The sequence below is a fragment of the Comamonas sp. A7-5 genome (genome assembly GCF_039581385.1).
GTDB lineage: Bacteria > Pseudomonadota > Gammaproteobacteria > Burkholderiales > Burkholderiaceae_C > Comamonas > Comamonas thiooxydans.
The window spans coordinates 42,334-68,124 of record NZ_JBCPWO010000018.1 but is presented as its reverse complement, the minus strand read 5'-3'; the positions used below and the strand labels follow the sequence as shown (position 1 = coordinate 68,124).

The window sequence follows — 25,791 nt, the reverse complement described above, 5'->3', positions numbered from 1 at the left end:
CTCCTTGTGTTTTAGACGCGTGTTTCAGACGCGTCAAGCGTAGCTCAAATCAACTACCCATTTTCACCAATGACAGCGATTGCGGTGCCGCTAAGCTGCACGGCGCCCACTACACTGCTTGCTGCTCTGCAATACAAGCCGTGTCCAGTGAATCTAGTATGTGACGCACAGAACAGAAGAAACTTGCCTCAGAGGGATACACACCATGAAGCGTTCCGGCCGCTGGGCCTTGAGTCTGGCCCTGATCGGCTTGCTGGCCATCACAGGCTGGCGCGCAGTCGTCAATCTGCAGCATAAGAAGCAAGCCGTCGTCAACGGCTCGGCGCCGCTGGAGCTGCCCATACAACTGGCTGCCCAGGAGGTTCTGACGGCTCAGACCCTTCAGCTTGCTTTGAGCGTTCCCCTCAACGGTGTGGTTCAGGCAGTGAACTCGGCCATGGTCAAGGCCTATGTCGCGGGCGAACTGCGCGGCCTGACGGTGCGTGAAGGCGATAGCGTCAGCAAGGGCCAGCAGTTGGCTCGCGTTGATGCCACGGAGGCCGAGGCACGCTGGCGCCAGGCGAAGCAGCAGGCCGATGCCTCCAGAGCCCAATTGGTGATTGCCCAGCGCAACCAGGACAACAATGCGGCCCTGGTGCAAAAAGGCTTTATCTCCACCACCGCACTGCTGACCTCGCAGGCCAACCTGGATTCGGCCCGCGCCAATCTGGCCGCCGCCCAGGCCGCCGCCGATGCGGCCCGAAAGTCCGTCACCGACGCCGTCATCACCAGCCCCATGAGTGGGCAGATCGCCCAGCGCTTTGTCCAGAACGGCGAGCGCGTTGGTGTGGAAGCGCGCATCGTCGAAGTCGTCGATCCAGGCAAGTTGGAAATCATGGCCCAGCTCGCTCCCGCAGATTCGGTACAGGTTCAGGTCGGCCAGATGGCCGAGCTGCAAGTGCCCGGTGCCCCCCAGGACATGACGGCCATCAGCGCCAAGGTGGTGCGCATCAATCCCAGCGCCCAGACCGGCTCGCGCACTGTGGCGGCCTATCTGGCAGTGCAAAAGGACGAAGCCGCCAAGAACAATAGCAGTCAACGCATTCCACAGTTGCGCCCCGGCCTGTTCTTGCAGGGAAGCATACTGACCGGCAACGCCAGCCAACTAGCCGTGCCTCTGGCCGCCGTGCGCACCGATAAGCCCCTGCCCTATGTGCAAGTGCTGCAAGCCGGCAAGCCGACCGTGGCCGCAATCGCACCGGAGCGTGCACAGGAAATCTCCAGCCGCACAGAGCTTCGCGTGATCCACAAGACCGTGGAACTGGGACGCCAGTCCGCCCATGAAGGCGCAACCTGGGTGCAAATCCTCAAGGGCCTGAATGCGGGCGACCGGATACTGGCTGGCAGCACCGGCGGTCTGCGCGAAGGCACGCTGGTCGAAGAGTCGGCCGAGCCAGGCAGCAGCGGGAGCCGGTAAATGTGGTTCACGCGCATCAGCCTGAAAAACCCGGTGCTGGCCACCATGCTCATGCTGGCCTTTGTGGTGCTGGGCATTTTTTCCTACCAGCGGCTCAAGGTTGACCAGTTCCCGAACATCGAGTTTCCCGTGGTGGTGGTCACGGTCGAGTATCCGGGCGCCTCGCCCGAGATCGTCGAGAGCGAGGTCACCAAGAAGATAGAGGAAGCCGTCAACTCGGTCGCCGGCATCAATGCCCTCACCTCGCGCAGCTACGAAGGCACCAGCGTCGTCATCATCGAGTTCCAGCTGCATATAGACGGTCGCCGCGCTGCCGACGATGTACGCGAGAAGGTCGCCTCGGTGCGCCCCACTCTGCGTGACGAGGTCAAGGAGCCGCGCGTCATCCGCTTCGACCCGGCCAGCACGGCTGTCTGGTCGCTGGCCGTGCTGCCAGACCCCCATGCCCTGCACGGCGAGACCGCAGCCAATGGCCAGAGCGTGACGCCGCCCGACGCGATTGCGCTGACGAGCTGGGCCGACCAGGTGCTGAAAAAGCGGCTGGAGAACGTGCGCGGCGTGGGCGCCGTGAACATGGTGGGAGCCACCAAGCGCGAGATCAATGTCTATCTGGACCCGCAGGCGCTCGAGGCCTACTCCATCACTCCCGAGCAGGTTGCCCAGGCGGTACGTGCCGAGAACCAGGATCTGCCTGTGGGCTCGATCCGCTCCAAGGCCCAGGAACGCGTGGTGCAGATCGATGCCCGCATTCAGCGCCCCGAGGAATTTGCCCGCATCATCGTGGCCTACCGCAACGGCGCCCCAATCCGCGTCGGCCAGTTGGCCCGCGTGCAGGACGATGCGCAGGAGCTGCAGACCCTGGCGCTGTACAACGGCAGCCGCACTCTGCTGATGTCCGTGCAAAAGGCCCAGGACGAGAACACCATCGAGGTAGTCGACGGCCTGAACGCGGCGATCAAAGCAATCGCCCCCGAGCTGCCACCCGGCGTGCGCCTGCAGGCGATTGCCGACAACTCGCGCGCCATCCGCGTGGGCGTGGACAACGTGCGCCAAACCCTGATCGAGGGAGCCTTGCTCACGGTACTCATCGTGTTTCTGTTCCTGAATTCCTGGCGCTCCACGGTGATCACGGGGCTGACGCTACCCATCGCACTGATTGGCACCTTTCTCTTCATGTACTGGTTTGGCTTTTCCATCAATATGGTCACGCTGATGGCGCTCTCGCTGTGCGTGGGTCTGCTGATCGACGATGCCATCGTGGTGCGCGAGAACATCGTGCGCCATGTGCAGATGGGCAAGAACGCCTATCAGGCAGCCATGGAAGGCACGCAGGAGATCGGGCTGGCCGTGCTCGCCACCACGCTTTCCATCGTCGCCGTATTTCTGCCCATAGGCTTTATGGGCGGCATCATCGGCAAGTTCTTCCATGAGTTCGGCATCACCATCGTGGCGGCCGTGCTGATCTCCATGTTCGTCAGCTTCACGCTGGACCCCATGCTCTCCAGCGTCTGGCATGACCCGGCAATCCACGCCCATGGCGAACATGGCAGCAAAAGCCTGTACGACCGCACGCTGGGGCGCGTGACGGCCTGGGTGGAGCGCATGAGCGATCGGCTCTCGGACGTCTATCAGGGCATACTGCGCTGGTCGCTGGCTCACAAGCTGCTCACCCTAGCGCTGGCATTCATTATTTTCATAGCAAGCATCGCTCTTGTACCCTTGCTTGGCACCGAATTTGTGCCCAAGGCGGACTTCTCGGAAACTTCGATCAGCTTCAACACCCCCGAAGGCTCCTCGATCGAAGCCACCGAAGCCAAGGCCAGGCAGGTGACGAACATATTGCGCGCCTTGCCCGAGGTGCGCTACACCCTGACCACCATCAACACCGGCAATGCCAACGGCAAGAACTACGCCAATATCTATGTGCGCCTGGTTGACCGCCACCAGCGCAGCCGCAATGTGGACGAGATTTCGGCCTATCTGCGCCCCAGGCTGCAGGCGGTTGCAGGCATCAAGCTCACCCATGTAGGCCTGCGCGAGGCCGTGGGCGGGCAAAAGCAGGTCGAGTTCTCGCTCATGGGCCCGGATCTGGACGAACTGGCCCGCCTGAGCCAGATCGTGCAGGAGCGCATAGCCGACATCCCTGGTCTGGTCGACCTAGACTCCAGCCTCAAGCCCAACAAGCCCATGGTCAATATCGAGGTCCATCGCGATGCCGCGGCCGATCTGGGCCTGTCGATAGGCAATATGGCTGGCGCACTGCGCACCTGGGTGGCCGGCCAGACCGTGGGCAACTGGCGGGCCAGCGACGACCAGACCTATGACGTGAACGTGCGGCTCGAGCCCGAGGCCCGCACCACGCCCCAGGACCTGGAGCGCCTGCCGTTTGCACTGGCGACCGGAGATGGCGGCATGCGTATCGTGCGCCTCAACCAGGTCGCCAGCGTGGTGGACAGCACCGGCCCCAGCCAGATCAACCGCCGCAACCTCAACCGCGAAGTCGCCATCAACGCCAATGTCTATCTGCGCAGCACGGGCGAGGTCACGGCCGATATCAAGCAGGCGCTGGCCACCATTCCCATGCCGCCCGGCTACAGCTACCAGTTCAGCGGCGCGGCCAAGAACATGGCCGAATCCTTCGGCTACGCGATTTCCGCGTTGATGCTGGCCATCATCTTCATCTACATGATTCTGGCCAGCCAGTTCAAGAGCTTTCTCCAGCCCCTGGCACTCATGACCTCGCTGCCCCTGACGCTGATCGGCGTGGTGCTGGCCCTGATGATGTTCGGCTCGGCCCTGTCCATGTTTTCCATCATCGGCGTGGTCATGCTCATGGGTCTGGTGACAAAGAACGCCATTCTTCTGGTGGACTTTGCCATCCGCGCCCGCGAGAGCCGCACCAACGAGGTCAGCGGCCAGACCGAGCCGGGCCTGCCGCGCAACGAAGCGCTGCTGCTGGCGGCCCGGGTGCGCCTGCGCCCGATTCTGATGACCACGCTGGCCATGATCTTCGGCATGGTGCCGCTGGCCTTTGCGGTCACCGAGGGCTCCGAGCAACGCGCCCCCATGGGTCAGGCAGTGATCGGTGGCGTCATCACTTCCTCGCTGCTGACCCTGGTCGTGGTGCCCGTGGTGTACTGCTATCTCGATGATTTTTCCAACTGGATGCGCCGTAAATGGTCTGGCGTGCCCTCAAAAAGCGATGAGCCGCCGCACGAAGCCTCCGAGGCTCGTAGAATCGATGGTTTGTCCTGATAAGTCTTTCCCCGGAGATACCATGGCCCTGCCAATGAATGCCCAAGTGGACCCGCGCGATGTGCACGCGCAGGCTCGTTTCAACATGATCGAACAGCAAATCCGTCCCTGGAATGTGCTGGACGAGTCCGTGCTGGAGCTGATGGGCAAGGTCCACCGTGAAGACTATGTGTCGCCCGAATACGCGAACATGGCCTATATGGACATTGAAGTCCCCCTGAAGGGCACGGCCGAAGAAGCTGCCGCCAAAGGCTGGCACATGCTGGCACCCAAGATCGAAGCGCGCATGCTTCAAGACGTGAAGATCAAGCCCACCGACCGCGTGCTCGAGATCGGCACCGGCTCCGGCTATATGGCAGCCCTGCTGGCCGCCCAGGCCAAGGAAGTCGTGACACTGGAGATCGACCCCGAACTGGCCGAGATGGCCCGTGAGAATCTGCTCAGCGCCGGCGTCAAGAATGTCGAAGTCAAGCTGGCCAACGGTGCCACCGCTTCCCTGGCTCAGGGCGCGTTTGACGTGATCGTGCTCAGCGGCTCGGTGGCTCAGGTTCCCGATGCCCTTTACGCCCAGCTCAACGAAGGCGGCCGCATTGCCGCCATCGTCGGTCACATGCCCGTGATGCGCTTCACACTGGTGACCAAGAACGGCAACAATTTCGAAGTCCAGCAACCCTGGGATACTGCTGCCACCCGCCTTGTGGGTTTTGAAGAGCCTTCGCGCTTCTCGTTCTAAACGCTTGTTGCGTTCGCCCTGCTTTCTGCGCTGCGACTCGGCAGTGCAGCGATCAGGGCCTGTCTTTCAGTGTCAGGGTTGGCCCGCAGATTCGTCGGCCAGCCGCCAGGAGTTTTTATGTTGACCCAGGTCTTGCCCGCCCAATTCCAGCAATGGCTGGCTTCTCATGCCGCGAATGGCGTCAGGCCCGTGGTACTGGATGTGCGCGAACCCTGGGAAGTCACCCTGGCCAGCATTCATCCCGGCGAGGGCTTCGAGCTGCGCTGCATTCCCATGCACGATATTCCCGGTCGCCTGCAGGAGCTGGACCCCGACCACCCCGTCGCCTGCCTGTGCCACCATGGCGCCCGCAGCATGAGCGTGGCTGCGTTTCTGCTCAACAACGGCTTTGAGGACGTCAGCAACATCACCGGCGGCATTGACGCCTGGTCGCTCAGCGCCGATCCGGGCGTGCCCCGTTATTGAAAGATTGCCGGGCCTATTGCTCGGCCAATCCAGAGCTTTGTTGAGTTTTCCGTTGTGATCGAGACCGCCCAACCCTGACATCTATGACCAAGCTGCCCAGGCCTCTGCAAGCCCCCTCCGCACACGCGCTGCGTGCCATTTCCTTGGGAGTTTTGCTGGCATGGGCCGGCGCTCAGACACAGGCCCAGACCTTGTCGGAGCTGGTGGCTCAGGCCCGCGGCTATGACGCTTCATGGCAGGCCCAGCAAGCCGATGCGAGAGCTGCGGCCAGCCGCGCCGATCAGGCCCTGTCCGGGCTGCTACCCAATGTGGGTCTGTCGGCGGGTGCCAACCGCACCCATGTGGACATTCACACCTCGGTGCCCGTGCCCGGCATGACCAGCAGCTTCAATAGCACGCAGCAGAACGTGCAGCTCAGCGCCCAGCAGCCGCTGTACCGTCCTGCCAACAAGATTGCCTACGAGCAGGGGCAGCGCGGCGTGGATGTGGCCCAGGCTCAGCTGGATGCGGCTGCACAGAACCTGATCGTGCGTGTGTCCCAGGCTTATTTCGATGTGCTGGCGGCCCAGGACAGCGTGCAGGTGGCCCAGTCGCAAAAGCAGGCCATCAGCACCCAGCTCGAGATGGCCAAGCGCAATTTCGAAGTTGGCACAGCCACCATCACCGATTCACGCGAAGCCCAGTCACGCTTCGATCTGGTCACGGCCCAGGAAATCGCTGCGCAAAATGACCTGCAGGTCAAGCGCGTAGCCCTGGATCAGCTCGTGGGCCGCGTCGGCATTCAGCCTACGCCGTTGGCCGCGCCGCTGACCATGCCCAAGGTGACGCCCGACAATATGCAAGACTGGGTGGACAAGGCTTTGGCCGCCCAGCCCCAGTTGCGCCAGGCCCAGCTGGCCCTGGACATCGCCAGGCTCGACACGCAGAAGGCCGAAGCCGGCCACAAGCCTACCGTGGACCTGCAGGCGGGTTATGTGGTCAACCGTTATCCCAACGGCTCCATGACTCCATCCATTCCCCTGAGCTATCGCACCAACGCTGCCCAGATCGGCGTGGTCATGAACATGCCGCTGTTTGCGGGCTTTGCCGTGCAGAACCGCATCCGGGAAACCGTCGCGCTGGAGGAAAAAGCCCGCGCCCAGCTCGACGACGCTCGCCGCAACGTGGAGCAGGCTACACGCACTGCCTTCCTCGGCGTGCAGTCAGGCCAGGCTCAGGTCAAGGCGCTGGAAGCGGCCCTCGCCTCCAGCCAGAGTGCGCTGGAGGCCAACAAAATGGGTTATGAGGTGGGCGTGCGCATCAATATCGATGTGCTCAATGCCCAGAGTCAGGTCTACCAGACCGAGCGCGATCTGGCCAATGCGCGCTACCAGATGCTGCTTGGTCAGCTCAAGCTCAAGCAGGCTGCGGGCGTGCTGTCAGATGATGATCTTCGCAGCATTGACAGCCTGACTTTGCCAGCGCCGGTCGTTCAAAAAACCACGCCCCAAACACCCGCAGTACCTGCCCAACCTCTAGCGCACCAGCGTAAAGCACGTTAAGTAGCGAAACCGCTAGCTAGAACAATGGTGGATCAATCGCTACTGAAACAATAGCTGTCAGCGCTTTATACAAAACATAATTTTGCTGTTTCTTATCTGAAATACTTACTAAATAAGCGTAAGCAGCTCTTATTTCAGGAGCCCATCAGCCGCACAATCGCATCCGCCGTAGCACCGGCTGCGCCGCGATGCTGCGCCATGAAGTCATGTGCTTTGGCTCGGGCGGCTTCCAAATCGGCACCGTTCTGAACCCAGGCCAGCGCATCCTGCACGGCCTGGGCCATATCGGCACTGCGAATGGCTGCACCGGCCTGCACGGCCAGCTCAGACGCCTGGCTGAAATTAAAGGTATGTGGCCCCAGAATCACAGGCGTGCCACAGGCCAGCGACTCAATCAGGTTCTGCCCGCCCAGAGGCTCAAAACTGCCGCCCATCAACGCTATATGCGACATGGCGTAGTACAGCGGCATCTCGCCCAAGGAATCGCCCAGCCAGATAGCGTTGGCCAGCGCAGGGGGCTGCGCTCCCCACTGGCTGCGCCTTGATACCGCAAAGCCCGCATCCGCAATCTGCTGCGCCACTACCTCAAAGCGCTGCGGATGGCGCGGCACGATCAGCCATTGCACAGCCTGCATTGCTTCCGGCTGGCTTTTAAGCTGCTCCAACAGCCGGGCTTCTTCACCCTCGCGGCTACTGGCAAAGAGCACGACGGGCTTGCTCAAGCGCTGCTTCCAGCTCGCAGCCAGACTCAGCAAATGCGCGTCGGGCTGCACATCGAATTTGAGATTGCCCAGTACCGCATCCACGCTGGCTCCTACATTGCGCAGACGCTTGGCATCGGCCTCGGTCTGAGCCCAGACGGCAGCCAGTGCGCCGTATGCTGGGCGAGACAGAGGCCTGACTCTCAAGGCACCGGCTTCGGATTTCTCGTTCAGACGTGCATTGGCCAGGGCCAGAGGAATGCCTGTGTTGGCACAAGCCGCAATCAGATTCGGCCAGATCTCGGTTTCCATCAGCACGCCCACGGCAGGCTGAAACTGCGCGACAAAACGCCTGGTGGCGCCCAGGGAGTCCCAGGGCAGCCAGACCTGCACATCGCCCGGGAGCAACAGCTTTGCGCCCTCCTCTCGCCCGGTCGCTGTGCTGTGCGTCAGCAGCAGACGCATGGCCGGCATGCGCTCGCGCAAGGCCTTGATCAGAATGGCGGCAGCTCGGGTCTCGCCCAGCGACACCGAATGAATCCACACCCAACGGCCGCGTCCGTCGCGCCCCAGATCTGCAGGCTGATAATGGCCAAAGCGCTCCGGTACGGCCACGCCGTAGCCCGGCTCAGCGAGCGCTCTGCGTCGCAGCTTGCGCCGCAGCAGAGGCTGCATCGCCCAGGCCAGTGCACTGAACAGCGCACGGGCAAAGCTCATGGGAGCCGGTCTGGCCATGCTTGAGCGCTGCTGCTATCAGTGCGCAGAAGCGCCCACCTGGGCGTCGGGCTTGACGCGTTTGAGCAAAGCCAGCATCTGCGCTTCGATGCGCTGCAAGGCTTGCTGTGTGTGGCCTTCAAAGCGCAGCACCAGCACCGGCGTGGTGTTGCTGGCGCGGATCAGGCCGAAGCCATCGGCCCAGTCCACGCGCAGGCCGTCAATGGTGCTGACCCGGGCAGGTTCGGCAAACTCCGTGGCAGCGAGCGCCTGCAACTCGGCCGCCAGACGATGGGGCTCGCCTTCGGCACAGGCCACATTGAGTTCGGGCGTGGAGAAGCTGGTGGGCAATGCGTTGAGCACTGCGCTGGGGTCGGTTTCGCGGCTGACGATTTCGAGCAGACGGCAGCCGGCATAGGTGCCATCGTCAAAGCCGTACCAGCGCTCCTTGAAGAAGATATGGCCGCTCATCTCGCCGCCCAGCGGCGCGCCCAGCTCCTTCATGCGAGCCTTGACCAGCGAATGGCCGGTCTTGTACATCACGGCCTTGCCGCCTGCAGCCTCGATCTCGGGGGCCAGACGCTGGGTGCACTTGACGTCGAACACGATGGAGCCGCCGGGCACACGCGAAAGCACATCCTTGGCGAACAGCATCATCTGACGGTCGGGGAAGATGTTCTGGCCATCCTTGGTCACAATGCCCAGGCGGTCGCCGTCACCGTCAAAGGCCAAACCCAGCTCGGCATCGCTTGTCTGCAAGGCATGGATCACATCGCGCAGGTTCTCTGGCTTGCTGGGGTCGGGATGATGATTGGGGAAGTTGCCGTCGACTTCAGAGAACAGCTCGATCACCTCGCAGCCCAGCTGGCGGAAGATGGCGGGCGCCGACGCACCGGCCACGCCGTTGCCGCAGTCCACCACAATCTTCATGGGCCGCGCCAGCTTCACGTCGCCCACGATGCGGGCGGTGTAATCGGCCAGTACATCGGCACGGCTGATCTGTCCGGCACCGGTAATCGTCCAGTCCTCGGTTTCCATGCGCACGCGCAAGGCCTGGATTTCCTCGCCATAAATGGCGCGGCCTGCCAGCACCATCTTGAAGCCGTTGTAATCCTTGGGATTGTGGCTGCCCGTCACCTGAATGCCGCTGGTGCACAAGGTGGCGGCCGCAAAGTACAGCATGGGCGTGGTGGCCAGGCCGATGTCGATCACATTCACGCCCACATCGGTCAGGCCATGCATCAATGCTTCCGACAACGCGGGACCCGACAGACGTCCATCGCGGCCCACCGCCACGGTTTTTTCGCCGGCGACCAGCGCTGCCATGCCGAATGCGCGGCCTATGCCACGGGCGACTTCTTCAGTCAGTGTCGACGGCACGATGCCGCGAATGTCATAGGCCTTGAAGATGGAGGATGCAATCTGCACAACAGCTCTTTCTCGAAGTTTTTCAATTCCATAGCGCCAGGCAGTGGACTGCGCGGCGCGATCGGGCGATTTTAGGCTGCAAACAGCAAGGCCTGCGCCTTGATGGTCGCAGGCCTTGTATTCAAATGTCCCTGAGTCGCTTCGAGTCTTCCCTGAAGGGACGACGGACTTTGCTGCGGGGCGGCCCTTGCCTGGACTGTGGTGATTTGGAGAGCCATCACCACAGGCTCCGGCTTGCTGAAGTTACAAGCGTTGCTGGACCTGAGCCAGGGCCGCAGGATCTTCCATGGTGCTCAGATCACCAGGGTCACGACCTTCGGCCACGGCCTGCAGAGCCCGGCGCAGCAGCTTGCCGCTGCGCGTCTTGGGCAGAGCCGTGACGAAAATCACGCGAGACGGACGCGCAACCGCACCCAGACGCGAGTCGACCAGCTTCATCACATCGGCCTCCAGGGCCTTGCTGGACACCTCATCTGCCACCAAGGCCGCATCGCGCACCACGGCAAAGGCCAGCGCAGCCTGGCCCTTGAGATTGTCGGCAACGCCAACCACGGCCACTTCGGCAATCTGGGCATGGGCAGAGATGCTCTCCTCGATCTCGCGCGTGCCCAGGCGATGGCCCGCCACATTGATCACATCGTCGGTACGGCCGAGGATGAAGTAGTAGCCGTCCTCGTCGCGAATGCCCCAGTCGAAGGTGCTGTAGATCAGCCGACCCGGAATGCTCTTCCAGTAAGTGTTGACAAAGCGGTTGTCGTCACGCCAGACCGTCTGCATGCAACCGGGCGGCAGCGGACCTTCAATCGCCAGCACGCCCTTCTGATTCGCCTGGGTCAGCTCCTCGCCGCTGGCGTCATCGATGAGCTTGACGTTGTAGCCATAGACAGCCCGGCCCGGACTGCCAAAACGCGTGGCCTGCTTTTGCACGCCGTTGCACAGCGTCATGATGGGCCAGCCGGTCTCGGTCTGCCAGTAGTTGTCGATGATGGGCTTGTTGATGGCCTGGCTGATCCAGGTCGCCGTGGGCTCGTCAAGCGGCTCGCCGGCCAGCCACAGGGCCTTGAGGCTTGAGATGTCGTAGCGCTTGAGGTAATCAGCATCATGCTTTTTGAGCACGCGAATCGCCGTCGGCGCCGAGAACATGTGCGTGACCTTGTATTTGTCGACAATGCTCCACCAGATGCCTGCATCGGGGTTGACCGGCAGGCCTTCGTACATCACCGTGGCCATGCCCGCAATCAACGGCGCATAGATGATGTAGCTATGACCGACGACCCAGCCGATGTCGCTGGTGCAGAAGAAGGTCTGTCCGGCCTGGGCATCGAAGATATGCGGCATGCTGGCCGCCAGCGCCACGGTATAGCCGCCCGTATCGCGCTGCACGCCCTTGGGCTTGCCTGTGGTGCCGCTGGTATAGAGGGTGTAGCTGGGATGGGTTGACTCCACCCAGACGCAATCCACCTGTGCATTCATGTGCCGAGCGCGCAAGGCCGACCAGTCATGGTCGCGACCTGCCTTCATGGGCATTTCAGCCAGCCCGCGGTTGACCATCAGCACGGCAGCGGGCTGGTGGCTGGATTGCCTGAGCGCTTCATCCAGCAAAGGCTTGTAAGCCACGACACGGCCGCCACGCGAGCCCGCATCGGCGCTGATGATGACCTTGGGTTCGGCATCATCGATGCGCGACGCCAGTGCGCCAGAGGCAAAGCCACCGAACACCACCGAGTGAACGGCACCCAGACGCACGCAAGCCAGCATGGCAAAGCAAGCCTCCGCAACCATGGGCATATAGATCTGCACGCGGTCGCCTTTTTGTACACCCAGCGACTGCAGCACGGCGGCCATGCGATTGACCTCCGCATGCAGCTCGCGATAGCTATAGACCTTCTCGGTCTGGGTTTCGGTGGAAATGGCGATCAACGCGTTCTGATCGCCGCGCTCTGCCAGATGGCGGTCAATGGCGTTATGACAAAGATTCGTTGTGCCGCCCACAAACCATTTGGCGAATGGCGGGTTGCTGTAGTCACAGATCTGCTGCGGCTTCTGCTGCCAATCGATCAGGCCGGCCTGCTCCGCCCAGAAGCCGTCGCGGTCATGAATGGAACGCTGATAAAAATCTTCGAAACGCGTGGTCATGAATATGTCTCCTTGACTCTCCGTCTTTTGCAGAGAGTTTTCTGAATTCATAATTATTCATAACGCGCTTGCCAAAAACTGACAGCACTTGACTATCGCATCAACGCCGCATCAGAGCACCGGCCCAAGCACGTTCAGTTCTTGGGTCCTCCTTGAAGCACTCTTCTCGGATATCGTGTCCGCCGCGACATGGCGTATGACGTAGTACTCCTGACTCCTCCGTGCCCCCCATGGAGACGGTACGCCAAACCGGGCAGCAACTTCTGGGATCTGGGTGCCGCGAGCCGAAAATGTGACGGTCAATGCACAGCCCAAAGAAAAAGCGCCCAGAAGGCGCTTATTTCCTGAATAGCTGCAAGCGATTACTTGACCAGAGCCAGCATCTCCTTGAAGGCAGGGTCTTCGCAGGTGCGCAGCCACTCGAACATCACCATCTCGGTGGTTACCAGCTCGGCGCCGGCGCCCGCCAGACGGTCAAACGCTGCATCCCGGTTACGCTCGGTGCGCGAGCCACAGGCATCCGTCACCACCCACACATCGAACTCGTCTTCCAGCAGCTCCAGCGCCGTCTGCAACAGACAGACATGGGTTTCGCAGCCGGCAATCACCACCATATTGCGCTCGGGCGCCTGCTGCTGGGGCTTTTGCAGATGCTTGGGCAGGCTGCGCGCATTGCCGCCCTGCGGCTTGGCGGGAGGACGCAGCCATTCACCCAGCCCCTCCGGCACGGCGCTGAAATACATTTTCTCCAGCGTCTTCTGGCACAGCGCCTTCAACTCCGCATTGTTGGCGCCAAGGCGCGAGGGGTTCTGCTCAGTTCCCCAAACAGGCACATCCAGCAGCTGCGCCATCTTGGCCAGCTTGACGGCATTGGCCAGCGCTTGCGCGCCTTCGTGAATGACGGGCATCAGCTTGTCCTGGTAGTCCACCAGAACCAGTTGCGACTCGGAAGCTTCTAACAACATGGCAAATCTTTCTTAAAACCGCGTCAAGCCGCTGCTAAAAAGCGCAGCGCTTGCATAAGACAGGCGCGCGGCACGCTGAGGAAGCGTGTCGCATCGGCTGCAATCGATGGCGCTATTGTCGCTGCAAGCGCATGCCGAGGTAGAAAGTCCGTCAATGCAACGCCTCTCGCATGTCAATACCATGAATTGGTGCATTCCCGACCCGCATTCACCAGAATGGGGAAATCACTTACTGCAATACGCTGCAAATTTGAGAGCAGCTCACGCAATAAGCTTATGCCCGCAGCTCACTTGCTGTGCTGCATCAAAAACCAAGAGAAAAAATTGGAAATAGAGACCCCATCCTACAAATGAACGTGTTACCCTCACGCCCCATGTCCCGATGGCTTATTGCACTTCTATTTGTCGGCGTTACCTCAGCGCACGCGGCGCCTAGCGAGCAGCGTGACGACGACATGGCCCAGTTGCTGGTCAACCGCGGCCTCATCACCCAGTTGCGTGAAGCTCGCCACTCCGTGGCCGAGAAGACGACTGACTTCGTGCGCGAAGCACGTCAGAACGTGGCCGAAAAAACCTCCGATCTGGTAGTGACGGCCATGGGCTTCCTTGGGGTTCCCTATCGCCTGGGCGGCACCAATGCAGAAACCGGCTTCGACTGCAGCGGTTTTGTGCGGGCCATCTACTCCCAGACCATGGGCAAGGTTCTGCCTCGCGTCTCTGCCGAACAGGCCAATGCCACTCAGCAGATCGACCGCAGCGACCTCAAGCCCGGTGATCTGGTGTTCTTCAATACCATGCGCCGCACATTCAGCCATGTGGGTATCTACGTGGGTGATGGCAAATTCATCCACGCACCGCGCACCGGTGCCAGCGTACGTGTGGAAAGCATGCAGACCTCCTACTGGGCGCGCCGCTTCGACGGCGCCCGCCGCGTCGAAGGTGCTGACGCTTCGGCAACCACGGCTGCTGCATATAGCGCCCTGGGTCCATTGCAGCCTTGATTTTGAATCAGAGCTCAACCAAAACGCCTGCTTTCTGCAGGCGTTTTGGTTTTTTCCTTGAGCCCTGATGTAGCCCATGCCGCCGCATGTCTTCATGCAAGAACCACGCTCGCGCCGACATTCAGAATCGTCCGACAGAGTCGATCTGCCGGGCCGCGTAGAGTCACTTTCGTCAAAGCACCAACAGGGAACAGAATATGTCCATCATCGGAACCATCATCATCGGTCTTATCGTCGGTTTGATTGCACGGGCCATCAAGCCCGGCAATGACAGCATGGGCTGGATCATGACGATTCTTCTCGGTATCGTCGGCTCGTTTGTAGCTACCTATCTGGGCTCGGCCATGGGCTGGTACCAGCCCGGGCAAACCGCAGGCTGGATCGCATCGGTCATTGGGGCCGTGATTCTTTTGTTTATTTATGGCATGGTGCGCGGTAAGGCCAACTGAATCTGAATTCCGACCAAAAGGGGCCGACAAGCCCCTTTTTCTATTTCCGTCATCTCCTTATCGAATATGTGGAAAAAAGACCCGAGCTTCAGAAACCTTAGTGCGACCAGAGCGGAGCGCAAAGACATTGCCCAAGCCGCTGAACGGGCCCGCAAACTACTGAGAAGACGGGCACTCGTCAGCGCTGCCGCCAGTGCCATTCCCATACCCGGTCTGGACTGGGCTGCTGATGCCGCCCTGCTCGCACAACTCTATCCGCGCATCAACCAGGAGTTCGGGTTGACGCCAGAGCAACTCGACCAACTCACGCCAGGAAAGCGCGAGCAAGTCCAGAAAGCCATCGCCATGGTTGGCTCCGTGCTGATCGGCAAGTTCATCACCCGCGACGTAGTGCTGCGCCTCGGCAAAACCCTGGGTTTGCGCATGAGCACCAAGCAGGCCGCCAGATATGTGCCGCTACTGGGCCAGCTCGCAGCTGCATCCATAGGCTACGCGACTCTGCGCTATCTGGGCGAGCGCCATATTCAGGACTGTATGCGGGTGGTGGAAGAAGCCGAGCTGGACATTCCGGGCCGCTGGCTGGACACCCGAAATCTGCTGCAACGCAATAGCGATCTGGTGCGCAATTGGCAGCAGGATCGCGGTCCCTGGCAGCGAGACCGTGATGACTGAGACAGCAACCTCCTCACCGACAATGCACCCATGAACGACAGCAGCCTCCAAGCCCATCGTTACTGGCTCATGAAGAACGAGCCTGACGAGTACTCCATCGACCATGCTCTGGCGTCCCCCGAGCAGACCATTGCCTGGAATGGCGTGCGCAATTACCAGGCACGCAATTTCATGCGTGACGATATGCAGGTGGGTGACGGTGTGCTGTACTGGCATTCCAGTTGCGCCGAACCTGGGATTTACGGCATTGCCCGCATTGCCGGCAATCTGCGTGTGGACCCTTCACAGTTCGACCCTGCAGACCCCTATTACGATCCCAAGTCCCAGACCGACAAACCGCGCTGGCTTATGCTGGATGTGCAGGCCTTGAAAAAGATCCGCCCCCTGCTGATGCCAGAGCTGCGCGAGCAACCTCAACTGGCGCAGATGCGCGTGCTGCAAAAAGGTAATCGTCTCTCCATTACCCCGGTGACCGAAGCCGAATGGCAATGCATTCAGTCTCTGCTGCAAGGGAGTTGAGGCTGAACATGTGCATGCTCTTCCAGTCATAGCAAGCTGTGCTGATACCGCCTTGAATTTAATGAGATTTTCATCATAAGCAACCTCGACAGTAACAAAAGCCGATAATGCCGGCTTTTCGCTGCTGCCCGACCCGAGGTTCAGCGGAACCCAAGAACGGCGCCCTGCTTCGGGGTGTGCCCAAACCATTGACAACACGGTGGCTGCCAGCCGGGGACTCGTCGCCCGCTGCCTTGCCACGCGCAGGCCGGCACAGGTTTTGTGCCGGCTCTCTTGTTCTTGTAGAAGATGACTGCACTGACCGATCACCCAGCCCAGGCGGCCTCGCCCCCTGCTCCTGCCGGCCTGCAAAAGACTCTGCTGCTATGGCATGTGGTCATCATCGGCCTGGCCTATATCCAGCCGATGACATTGCTGGACACTTTCGGCATGGTCTCGCGAGATTCGCTGCAGCATGTGCCCACCTCCTACTTTGTTGCCTTGCTGGCCGTGCTGCTGACCTCGCTGAGCTACGGCCACATGATCCGGCGCTACCCCTCCTCGGGCTCGGCTTATACCTATGCGCAAAAGGCCATTCACCCCAACGTGGGCTTCATGGTGGGCTGGTCGTCGTTGCTGGACTATCTGCTCTCGCCCATGGTCAATATCCTGCTGGCCAAGATCTATCTGACATCCATGTTCCCCGAGGTCAACCACTGGGTCTGGATCGTCGGCCTGACCGCGCTGATGGTTTGCGTGAACCTGCGCGGCATTCGCTTCGTCGCCCATTTCAATGGCTTGATCGTCTTCTTCCAGCTGCTCGTCATCGCCGTCTTCACCTGCATGGTCTGGCGCGATCTGCATGCGGGCCGCAATGCCCTGGGTGCGATTGCCGGGCACGGTGGTCAGGGCCTGTGGACACTGTCGCCCTTCTGGAGCGCCCAGGCCGAGATCGGTGCGTTGATTACGGGAGCCACCATTCTCTGTTTTTCGTTCACAGGCTTTGACTCGCTGAGTTCACTGGCCGAAGAGACCCACGACACCCGAAACACCCTGCCCAAGGCCATTTTTCTGACGGCGCTTATTTCCGGCCTAATCTTCATCGTGGCCACGTATTTCCTGCAGCTCTATTTCCCTGGCGACCCCGGTCAGTACTTCGAGGCCGTGGACGAAACCCAGCCCGAGATACTCTATCTAGTGGGCGGTGCGCTGTTCAAGTCAGTGGTGCTGTCCTTTGCCATCGTCACCGTCATGGCCTCCGGCATCGCGGCTCACGCTGGTGTATCGCGCCTGATGTATGTGATGGGCCGCGACGGCGTGATCCACCAGCGCTTCTTCGGCCATATCAGCCCCAGGTCCTTCACGCCTTCCTACAACATTCTGCTGGTGGGCGCGGTGGCGCTGACCGCTGGCTTTCTGAGTCTGGAATATGTGGTCGCCCTGATCAGCTTCGGCGCGCTGACGGCTTTCAGCTTTGTCAATCTGTCGGTGCTGGCCGAATATATGTGGCGCCAGGGCCGCTGGCACAGCCCGGGCGACCTGCTGCGCTATCTTGTCACCCCCGTGCTGGGCTTCATGAGCGTAGGCGCCATGTGGCTGGAGGTGGAGCCCAGCTCGCTGAGCTCGGGCCTCATCTGGGGCAGCATCGGCCTTGCCTATCTGGCCATCATCACCAGTGGCTTTCGCAAGACCCCGCCCCAGTACGACGACTCGGCAGACTGATCCGCCGAGCTGCATTTCCGGGTGACGTGGCGTATTTCCCACAGGACAATCTCGCTACGCCCTCTAACATCCTTGAATCAGAGTCTGATTGACGGCCATGCCAAGGAGTTTGAGATTGCGCTGGAGCACCCCGTTCATGCTGGCCTGGCGCCGTGCCAAGACCACTTTTCCATCGCGAGCCAGGCTGGCCCTGCGTGATGCGATTGCCGCCGCACTGGCCAGCATGCTGGCCTGGGTCATCGCCCAGCAGCTTTGGGGCCACCCCAAGCCCGCCTTCGCCGTGGTCACCGCCGTGATCTGCCTCGCCCCTGGACTGCCCAGCCATCTGAAACAGGCGCGCAGTCTGCTCATAGGCTGCACACTGGGCATCGTGATCGGCGATCTGCTGTGGCAGTTGCCCGAGCAGCATCTGTTGCTGCGCATGAGTCTGGGCGCATTTCTCTCCATCCTGCTCGGTGCCATCATCGGCCCCGCGCCCGTGGTGCCGATTCAAGCAGGGGTCTCGGTGATTCTGGTGCTGGTGCTCGGCCCCAGCATGGCGGGCGGAGCCCGTCTGCTGGACGTCACGGTCGGCGCCGCGGTCGGGCTTATCTTCAGCCAGGTGCTGCTGACCTCCAACCCCATCAAGGATATGGGCCGGGCCGCCTCGATCTTTCTCAAACAGCTTGCCAACGGTCTGGATCTGATCCTCAGGGCCTGCCAGCAGCAAAAAGCCGATGCAGCCGAAACCGCTCTCGGCCAGCTATCACTGGCCCATGAATCGCTGGCCGCCCTTCGCGCCGCCGTAGGCCAGGCCCATTCCTCGCGCCGCTGGACCCTGCGCGGACGGCTCAATGCAGAGCGACTGGCTTTTGTCACCCGTCGCTATGACCGACACGCTGTGCGCGTCTATGCCACGGCTCTGCTGCTGGCCGAAAGTCTGAATCGTGCCACCGCCCACACCGGGATGCCACCGCCTGCGGCAATAGCGGAATACTGTCGCTGGCTGACGCAAGCCTGTCTGGATCTGGCCAACCAGCCAACCGTGGTCGCACTCAGGGCCGATGATCCACTTGCGACCATGGATAGCTGCCCTGCATCACCTGCACCAACGGAAGTACTGCAGCCCGAATGGCTGCTAGTGCATGAGAACGCCCGGCAACTGGAGCGTGCGTTGCGCGCCCTTATCGGCTCGCGCGATGCGTGAAAAACATTCACCCAAACGCATACCTATCAATCGCAAGTGGCTCTCAAATCAGAAGTTTGCCCCATCGCGCTTGTAAACCGTGCGCCCTTCCTTGATGGTCTCCAGCACCTGGAGGCTGGCAAGCTGATGAGGCTCCACAGTCAGCGGGTTGCCCGAAAGCACGACCAAATCGGCCAGCTTGCCGACCTCGATGGAGCCCTTTCGGTCTTCCTCGAAATGCTGGTAGGCCGACCAGATGGTCTGCGCCTTGAGCGCCACCCAGGGCGAGACGCGATGCTCGGGCCCCAGCACGCGACCCGAGCGCGTGGTTCGATTGACCGTGGCATCGAGCACACGCATCGACGACGGCAGAGCGACAGGCGCATCGTGGTGAGAGGTGAACACCATGCCCTCGGCCAGCACCCAGCCTGTCGGCGAGATGTTCTGCGCGCGAGGATCGCCGAGCACCGAATCATGGTGCCAATCGCCCCAGTAAAAGGTATGCATGGGAAACAGCGACGGGAAAATGCCCAGCTCCTTGAGTTGGCTCACCTGGTCGCGCCGCAGCGTCTGTCCATGGATCAGCACCGGGCGCACGGCACGCGCCTGCTCCACGGAGCCGCTGGCACGCACGGCAGCGATGAACTGGTCGATCGCCGCGTCGCCGTTGCCATGTACCAGAATCTGCCAGCCGTTGTGGATGGCCCTGGCCACCTGCTCGTTGGCCCTGGCATCGCTGAGCACCCCATAGCCACGGTAGCCAGCCTTCTGGCCATCTGGCGGCAACAGATAGGGCTCGGTCAGCCAGGCTGTCTTGCCCTGGGGCGAGCCATCAAGCGTGAGCTTGACACCGCCAATGCGAAAGCGATTGGTATAGTTCCGGCTGAACTTGAGCTTGTTGGCCAGCGCGCCATCACCCAACTGCAATATGTCGGGATAGGACACCACGTCGATGACCAGCCGACGCGACTCGGCAGCCGCCATGGCCGAGGCGATCGCGCCTGCGTCGGAGCGCCCGTCCTGCACAGTGGTGTAGCCGAACTCCAGATAGAGCTGCTGGGCTTTTTCCAGCCAGTCCATGGACTGCTCCAGAGTGAGTTTGGGCATGATCCGGCCCAGGGTGTGGAAGAAGGCGTTCTCCTCCAGCACCCCGTTGGGCACCGGGCTGCCGGCCCGACGACGAATCACTCCGCCTTCGGGGTTGGGTGTGCCCGGACCAATGCCGGCACGGGCCAGGGCCGCGGAATTCAGTGCGCCGAAATGCCCTGATTGATGAATCACGGCAATCGGCAAATCACGCGAAACGGCATCGAGGTCGTCGCGTGTGGGATGACCCCGCTCCTGGAGCTGGGAATCGTCATAGCCAAAACCGAGCACGATGCCCAGTTGTTTGACCTCGGGCGAGGTCTGGATGTACTCGCGCAGCGTCTGCTGCAAGTCGGCGATAGAGGCATTGCCGCCGTCGGGCGGAGGCAGCAGATTGGCCGAAATGGCCTGCAGTCCCACGCCGCCGATATGGCTGTGCGGATCCACAAAGCCCGGAATCAGCGTGCGCCCCTGCAAGTCCAGCATGCGCGTGGCCGGACCGCGCAAGGCCTCCAGCTCCGGCAGTGAGCCGATGGCAGCAATCACTCCGGCATTCACCGCTACAGCTTCCACCTGGGGCTGGGCGTCGTTCATGGTGAGAATCGGGCCGCCGTAGTAAATCAGCTCGGCGGGCTTGACCACCGTCTTGGTACGACGCGAAGCACAGCCCGCGAGCCAGGGCGTTGATGACAATGCCGTCAGCGAAGCTGCGGTGGCGAGAAACTGGCGCTTTTGCATCATGAACCTCCACAAGACTGCAGCCTAACCGCAGTTCAGACTCGAATCATGCTTGGACTGGCAATTGAGCCCTCTGCGCCAGCTCAAAACAACACACCAAATCGAGCTACAGCACTTTCCCACCAAGAACTGCAAGCTCACAAATACAGAGCATCACTCCCAAATCTCAGGCCCTGAGGCTGCTCCAGCAACGGCCCACTCCCAGCGCCAGCAACCAGCCCAGTACGCACATGCTGCCCGTCACCATCCACGTAAACTGCCAACCGCCCATCTGCATGGCCACGGCCGCCACCAGCGGCGGACCCACAAATTGCCCCACGCAAGACCATTGCTGCATGAAACCCACGGTGGTGGACACCGTGGCCTGGCTGGGCGCCAGATGCATGGCCGTGGTGAACAAGGTCGCCGGTATCAGACCGCCCGTCGCTGAAAACAGTGCCACGGCCACGAAGCGCAGCCACAGCGGTGCCAAGGGCTCGCCGCCGATCTGCACATAGGCCAGCAGCGCCGTCAGCCCCATCAGCACATAGCCATTCTGCAGGCAGCGCGCGGGACTCCAGCCCCGATGCAACAACCTGCCTGCTGCCACATTGCCCAGCATATTGCTGGCAGCGACCACGGCAGTCAGCAGGCCGGCCAGCTTGGCACTGAGTCCGGCCTCAGAATAGAGCGTGGGCAGAAAGCCGACAATGCCCATCCACTGACCCGAATACACCATAAAGCCCAGCGATACCAGCCAGGGGCCGGGGCTGCGCAATGTGAGCGCCAGACGCGGACGCCATCCTTCATCGGCAGTGGCTGCTACCGCTGCAGTGGCATCCGCAGGCACCATGCGCCAAACGGCATAGGCAGCCAAGGCGGAGGTACAACCCAGCGCAAGCCACCAGGCCTGCCAACTGGTCGCCTGCAGCACCCAAGGCCCAAGCAGCAAGCCCATGGCGCTGCCAATGGGCATATAGGAACCCCACCAGCCCATTCGCGCCCCCAGCTCTGACGGCTTGACGCTGCGACGAATCAGCCCTGGAGCAGGCATGGCGACCAGCAAGAATCCCAGACCTTCCAGAGCGCGCAGCGCCAGCAACCAGGCAAAGCCCGTGGCCGCAGCGCCCACCATGCTGGACAGCGCCATCAATAACAGCCCTATCAGCAAGCTGCGACGCAGACCCCATTTGTCGGCGCCCAGGCCCACCACCAGGCCCAGCACCATGCCCGCCACCTGAACGGTGGAAAGCAGAAATCCGGCCTGCACCAGGGACACGCCCAGTTGCTGCTGCAGCAGGGGCACGGCGGGCGGCAGCTTGCCCACATGCAGCGAGGCACTGACGCCGGCTGCGACGATGATCCATGAGGGGTTCAGACCCCGGTTAGTCACAGGCTCCACCACGTTGTCTCTTTTTCTCAGCTAGGTGATATGTCAACTATCTAGCATATGGCAAAACGCGAGACCGATTGACAAGCTTTGCTGCAAGCGCTGCCGGAGCATGCCGCTCTCGCCCTGATCGCGTAAAAATTGTGCAAACTCGCTTTCATGGCCGACGACTCCGTTTGAAAGAACTCCATGCGCTCTTCGCTTGATTTCAGCTCCTGGACCTCCTTGCTCTCCACTGTGCTGGGCCTGTTGCTGGTGACCTGCCTGATGATGGGCATTCGCCTGTTGTTCATGCAGACCGTGCAAAAACGACGCGAGCGTGAGAACCGGCAGATCAACGAACGACTCAAGACCTTGATCGCCGCCTACAAAACGTTGGGCAGCTCGTTCACCGGCACGCTGAGCGTGAGCCCTCTGCATCTGCGCGACCTGAGGCAAAACAATGAGACGCCGCCACAACCGCCAGCCGCAGCTAGCCTGAACGAGCGCCGGCGTCGTATCCGGGATGCCGTGGAAGCCGCGCTGTCCGACATCATCCTGCTGGGTACCGAGGAGCAGGTGGAACTGGCGGCCCGGGCCGCCCAGGATATGGTGGCCGGTCGACCTATCGAGACCGCCGCGCTGGTCACCTCGCTGCGCGGCTTTATTCGCGACGCTCTGGATCTTGAACCCATTCCCTCGCATCTCCAGATACCGTCCCAGGGCCCGGCAAGGCCGAATACTGGGGGAGCCGGAGGGAATCGCAAGGCCGGTGAAGCTCAGGGTTCGGGCGGTCGCAGTGGCACAGGCGCTCAGGGCACAGGCATGGGAGCGGGAGGCCTGGGGCTGGGCGCCGGACTGGGTTCAGGTCTGAGTACTGGTACGGGCAGCGAGGATCTCACGGACCGTCGCTCATGACACCGCCTCGCCCAAGCCTCAGGCCCTTCTTGCTCAGAGAATGTCCAGCGGCTGCTTGAAGCGCGGCGGGGGCGAGGCAGCGTCGATCAGCGCAAGCTCCTCCGGGCCGAGCTTGAGCTGCAGTGCACGGGCGTTGTCTCGGATATGGTCTTCGGAGCCGCTCTCGGGAATCGCTAGCACTTTGCCGCTGCGCAGAGCCCAGGCCAGAGCCACCACACTGGCACTGACACCATGGCGATCACCGATTTCAGCCAGCAGGCTGTGCTCAATCAGCTCTCCATTTCCTAGCGGGCAATAAGCCATCACGGTCACGCCATTCTTCTGGCACCAGGGCAGCAAGTCATATTCGATGCCGCGGCTGAAAACGTTGTAGAGCACCTGATTGACCACGCAGTTGCGTCCGCCCGGAACTTGCCACAGCTCCTGCATATCGTCAGTGTCGAAGTTGGAAACGCCCCAATGACGAATCTTGCCCTGCGTCTTCAGGTCCTCAAACGCGGCTACCGTCTCGGCCAGCGGCGTATTTCCGCGCCAGTGGAGCAGATAGAGGTCGATACAGTCCACTCCCAGCTTATAGGCGCTGGCCTCGAACGCACGCACCACTCCCTTGCGGCTGGCATGCATGGGTAGCACCTTGCTGACCAGAAAAGGCCGGGGCCGACTTGGCGGCCAGTCACGCAGCACATTGCCAATCAGTTCTTCGGAAAGGCCGTCGCCATACATCTCGGCGGTGTCGATCACGCTCAAGCCGAGTTGCAATCCGGTGAGCAAGGCCGCTTTCTCCTCGTCCCGGCTACGCCGCCCCTGGCCAAGGTGCCAGCTGCCCATGCCCAGATTGGCATGTCCCTGTAAGAAAGATATGGCACTGTGCATATGATCGATCTCCATGAAAAATCTTTAAAACATGCTTTTTGTCCGATATTACTGACGCTTTGAGCTATCGATCCTGCTAATTTTGTCAGCTCAGTTTGAGCCGCGTTATGCTTCGCGTGCGAATCAACGACTGATGATTCGAATGCGTATGTGAAATCAAGTTCGCTATTACCAATAGCAATCCTCAATAAATTCATAACACGGGAGTTCATTGAATGTTCAAGTCCATCGCGGCCGCCGTTCTCGGCCTGTCACTTTCTCTGGGCGTCTGGGCCAAGACCGAAGCCACTCAGGAGTTACCGCCTGAAATCAAGGCCCTGCACTGGCAGGAAAGCGGCAAGGGAGAAATCGCTGACAAGGCCAGCGTCAAGATTCCATCGGGCTATGCCTTTCTCGGCGAGGCCGACACCTCAAAGCTGTTGCAGGCATTTGGCAACCCGCCCAGCAGCGATCACTTTCTGATAGCCCCCAAATCGCTGGACTGGTTTGCCGTGTTCTCGTATGACGACACTGGTTACGTGAAGGACGACGAAAAGATCGATGCCGACGACTTGCTCAAATCCATGCAGGCAGGCGACAAGGCCGGCAACGAACAGCGCAAGAAGCTGGGTCTTGAAGCGCTCTACACCGATGGCTGGCAGGTTCCCCCACATTACGACACAGCCACCAAGCGACTGGAGTGGGGTCTACGTCTGCGCGGCGAGTCGGGCGAGAAGAATGTCAACTACACCTCGCGCATTCTGGGTCGTAGCGGCGTGATGACTGCCACCCTGGTCTCCGACACCGCCACACTGGCCCAGAACACCGATGAATTCAAGAAGGTACTCGCCGGCTTCGACTACAACAGCGGCCAGACCTATGCCGAGTTCAAGAACGGTGACAAGGTCGCAGCCATCGGCCTGGGTGCACTGGTGCTCGGCGGCGCTGCCGCAGTGGCCACAAAGAAAGGCCTGTGGGGTGCGATTGCAGGCTTTCTGGCTGCAGGCTGGAAAATCATTGCAGCCGCAGCGGTCGCGCTGTTCGCAGGCATAGGCAAATTGTTTGGCCGCAAGAAAGCCGCAGAATAAGACAGTCGATCGGTCGCAGCCTCAACCCCTGTAACCCCGCCCCGCGCATCGCTAAGATCGCGGGTTTTGTCTTTTCCCGAAAGCCGTCTTGTACTTCACGATCTCCACGCAGCTGCAGGTAGTTCTGGCCATTGTCCTGTTCTATCTTTATGACGCGGCCTTGCTGCTCAAGCCAGAAGAGGGTTTGCTGCGCCCGCTACGCTCGGGATGGCGGGCACAGTTGGCCAGCCGGGGCTTCGAGCTGCGTCAGAACCGCCTGCTATGGCTGCCTGTTTTTGCACTACACCAGCCCGTCTACCGGCAGCGCTGGAGTGCCACACAGATTCATCTGCCCGGTGACGCGGCATTTTCAAAGGCAGTGGAGACACATGCCCGCAGCTTCAAAGCGTTTGCGCTGCCGCTGTATCTGCTGGCTGCGCTGCTGTTTCTCTGTCTTCCCGCTGCCTTGCTGGTGCTGCATTCCGAACTGCTGCAGCTGATCGCACTCGCGCTGATCTATCTGAGCACGGCCTGCCTGAGCTGGCTGGCCCTGCGCCACGGCAAGCAGGGCCACAGCAATCGGGCCTTCGCGCGCTCTACGGCGTTTCAGATTTTGCTGTGCCCGCCATTTGCCCTCAATGTGGTGCGCAAGCTTTCGCTGTCCTACGAGACTGAAGCCGATTTGCTGCAGGCGGCGCAGGCCCTCATGAGCGCCGCACAGTGGCAGGACCTTGCAGCACAGGTTCAGCAGCTGATGCAGCGCGAAATGGATGAAATTGCCGAGCTGCCCGAATATGCGCCAACGCTTGCGCAGATGCAGCAGGCGCTGCGGGTGCTGGAGCAAAACAGCGCCCGCAGCTGAACACGCCGTCAGACTGCCT

Annotated in this window: 21 protein-coding genes; 14 read left to right on the top strand and 7 right to left on the bottom strand. The window is 61.2% G+C overall.

Features of this window, described 5'->3' with window-relative positions; genetic code table 11:
• Positions 1-205 precede the first annotated feature (205 nt).
• From AAIL67_RS21990 to AAIL67_RS21970, 5 genes are all read left to right on the top strand, one after another.
• A complete protein-coding gene (locus AAIL67_RS21990) occupies positions 206-1,456 on the top strand; it encodes an efflux RND transporter periplasmic adaptor subunit (protein WP_343484902.1) in 1,251 nt (416 codons plus the stop codon).
• On the top strand, positions 1,457-4,711 hold the full coding sequence (locus tag AAIL67_RS21985) for an efflux RND transporter permease subunit (protein WP_063661179.1): 3,255 nt from the start codon (positions 1,457-1,459) through the stop codon (positions 4,709-4,711).
• A gap of 22 nt (positions 4,712-4,733) precedes the next feature.
• Entirely contained in the window at positions 4,734-5,444 is a 711-nt protein-coding gene (locus tag AAIL67_RS21980) for a protein-L-isoaspartate O-methyltransferase (protein ID WP_004340917.1), read from the top strand.
• A gap of 117 nt (positions 5,445-5,561) precedes the next feature.
• The gene (locus AAIL67_RS21975; RefSeq protein WP_063661177.1) at positions 5,562-5,909 is read left to right on the top strand and encodes a rhodanese-like domain-containing protein; all 348 of its coding nucleotides are present in this window, start codon (positions 5,562-5,564) and stop codon (positions 5,907-5,909) included.
• 83 nt (positions 5,910-5,992) lie between these two features.
• Positions 5,993-7,450: a TolC family outer membrane protein gene (locus AAIL67_RS21970; protein WP_343484900.1), complete on the top strand. Its 1,458-nt coding sequence runs from the start codon at positions 5,993-5,995 to the stop codon at positions 7,448-7,450.
• A gap of 134 nt (positions 7,451-7,584) precedes the next feature.
• Here AAIL67_RS21970 and AAIL67_RS21965 read toward each other — a convergent pair whose 3' ends face one another.
• The 4 genes from AAIL67_RS21965 to AAIL67_RS21950 form a co-directional block, all read right to left on the bottom strand.
• On the bottom strand, positions 7,585-8,886 hold the full coding sequence (locus AAIL67_RS21965; RefSeq protein WP_343484899.1) for a 3-deoxy-D-manno-octulosonic acid transferase: 1,302 nt from the start codon (positions 8,884-8,886) through the stop codon (positions 7,585-7,587).
• 18 nt (positions 8,887-8,904) lie between these two features.
• Positions 8,905-10,293, bottom strand: a complete 1,389-nt coding sequence (locus AAIL67_RS21960; RefSeq protein ID WP_343484898.1) for a phosphomannomutase/phosphoglucomutase — start codon at positions 10,291-10,293, stop codon at positions 8,905-8,907.
• 243 nt (positions 10,294-10,536) lie between these two features.
• Complete coding sequence (locus tag AAIL67_RS21955) at positions 10,537-12,429, bottom strand: propionate--CoA ligase (protein ID WP_343484897.1); 1,893 nt, start codon at positions 12,427-12,429, stop codon at positions 10,537-10,539.
• Positions 12,430-12,791: 362 nt separating this feature from the next.
• On the bottom strand, positions 12,792-13,394 hold the full coding sequence (locus AAIL67_RS21950) for an isochorismatase family protein (protein WP_004340903.1): 603 nt from the start codon (positions 13,392-13,394) through the stop codon (positions 12,792-12,794).
• A 374-nt stretch (positions 13,395-13,768) separates the two neighbouring features.
• Between AAIL67_RS21950 and AAIL67_RS21945 the strand changes: the two genes are divergently transcribed.
• The 6 genes from AAIL67_RS21945 to AAIL67_RS21920 all read left to right on the top strand — a co-directional run bounded on the left by AAIL67_RS21945 (position 13,769) and on the right by AAIL67_RS21920 (position 18,922).
• Positions 13,769-14,395 carry a C40 family peptidase gene (locus AAIL67_RS21945; RefSeq protein WP_034349623.1) on the top strand — a complete coding sequence of 209 codons (627 nt, stop codon included), beginning with the start codon at positions 13,769-13,771 and terminating at the stop codon, positions 14,393-14,395.
• A 197-nt stretch (positions 14,396-14,592) separates the two neighbouring features.
• On the top strand, positions 14,593-14,844 hold the full coding sequence (locus AAIL67_RS21940; RefSeq protein ID WP_034355925.1) for a GlsB/YeaQ/YmgE family stress response membrane protein: 252 nt from the start codon (positions 14,593-14,595) through the stop codon (positions 14,842-14,844).
• 66 nt (positions 14,845-14,910) lie between these two features.
• A complete protein-coding gene (locus AAIL67_RS21935) occupies positions 14,911-15,516 on the top strand; it encodes a hypothetical protein (RefSeq protein ID WP_034384151.1) in 606 nt (201 codons plus the stop codon).
• A 30-nt stretch (positions 15,517-15,546) separates the two neighbouring features.
• A complete protein-coding gene (locus AAIL67_RS21930) occupies positions 15,547-16,035 on the top strand; it encodes an EVE domain-containing protein (protein WP_034355920.1) in 489 nt (162 codons plus the stop codon).
• 288 nt (positions 16,036-16,323) lie between these two features.
• Positions 16,324-17,736 carry an APC family permease gene (locus tag AAIL67_RS21925; protein WP_343484896.1) on the top strand — a complete coding sequence of 471 codons (1,413 nt, stop codon included), beginning with the start codon at positions 16,324-16,326 and terminating at the stop codon, positions 17,734-17,736.
• Positions 17,737-17,851: 115 nt separating this feature from the next.
• Complete coding sequence (locus AAIL67_RS21920) at positions 17,852-18,922, top strand: FUSC family protein (RefSeq protein ID WP_343484895.1); 1,071 nt, start codon at positions 17,852-17,854, stop codon at positions 18,920-18,922.
• Between the two features lie 48 nt (positions 18,923-18,970).
• Here AAIL67_RS21920 and AAIL67_RS21915 read toward each other — a convergent pair whose 3' ends face one another.
• A complete protein-coding gene (locus tag AAIL67_RS21915) occupies positions 18,971-20,725 on the bottom strand; it encodes an amidohydrolase (protein WP_343484929.1) in 1,755 nt (584 codons plus the stop codon).
• Positions 20,726-20,891: 166 nt separating this feature from the next.
• A complete protein-coding gene (locus tag AAIL67_RS21910) occupies positions 20,892-22,106 on the bottom strand; it encodes an MFS transporter (RefSeq protein WP_343484894.1) in 1,215 nt (404 codons plus the stop codon).
• 177 nt (positions 22,107-22,283) lie between these two features.
• On the opposite strand from AAIL67_RS21910, the gene AAIL67_RS21905 reads away from it, so the two are divergent.
• The gene (locus AAIL67_RS21905; protein ID WP_343484893.1) at positions 22,284-22,991 is read left to right on the top strand and encodes a hypothetical protein; all 708 of its coding nucleotides are present in this window, start codon (positions 22,284-22,286) and stop codon (positions 22,989-22,991) included.
• Between the two features lie 33 nt (positions 22,992-23,024).
• On the opposite strand, the gene AAIL67_RS21900 is transcribed toward AAIL67_RS21905, so the two are convergent.
• Positions 23,025-23,879, bottom strand: coding sequence for an aldo/keto reductase (locus AAIL67_RS21900; protein ID WP_343484892.1), 855 nt, complete (start codon positions 23,877-23,879; stop codon positions 23,025-23,027).
• 200 nt (positions 23,880-24,079) lie between these two features.
• Here AAIL67_RS21900 and AAIL67_RS21895 point away from each other — a divergent pair, with 200 nt between their 5' ends.
• Entirely contained in the window at positions 24,080-24,931 is an 852-nt protein-coding gene (locus tag AAIL67_RS21895) for a DUF2167 domain-containing protein (RefSeq protein ID WP_034355905.1), read from the top strand.
• Positions 24,932-25,019: 88 nt separating this feature from the next.
• Entirely contained in the window at positions 25,020-25,772 is a 753-nt protein-coding gene (locus tag AAIL67_RS21890; RefSeq protein WP_343484890.1) for a hypothetical protein, read from the top strand.
• Positions 25,773-25,791: the final 19 nt, after the last annotated feature.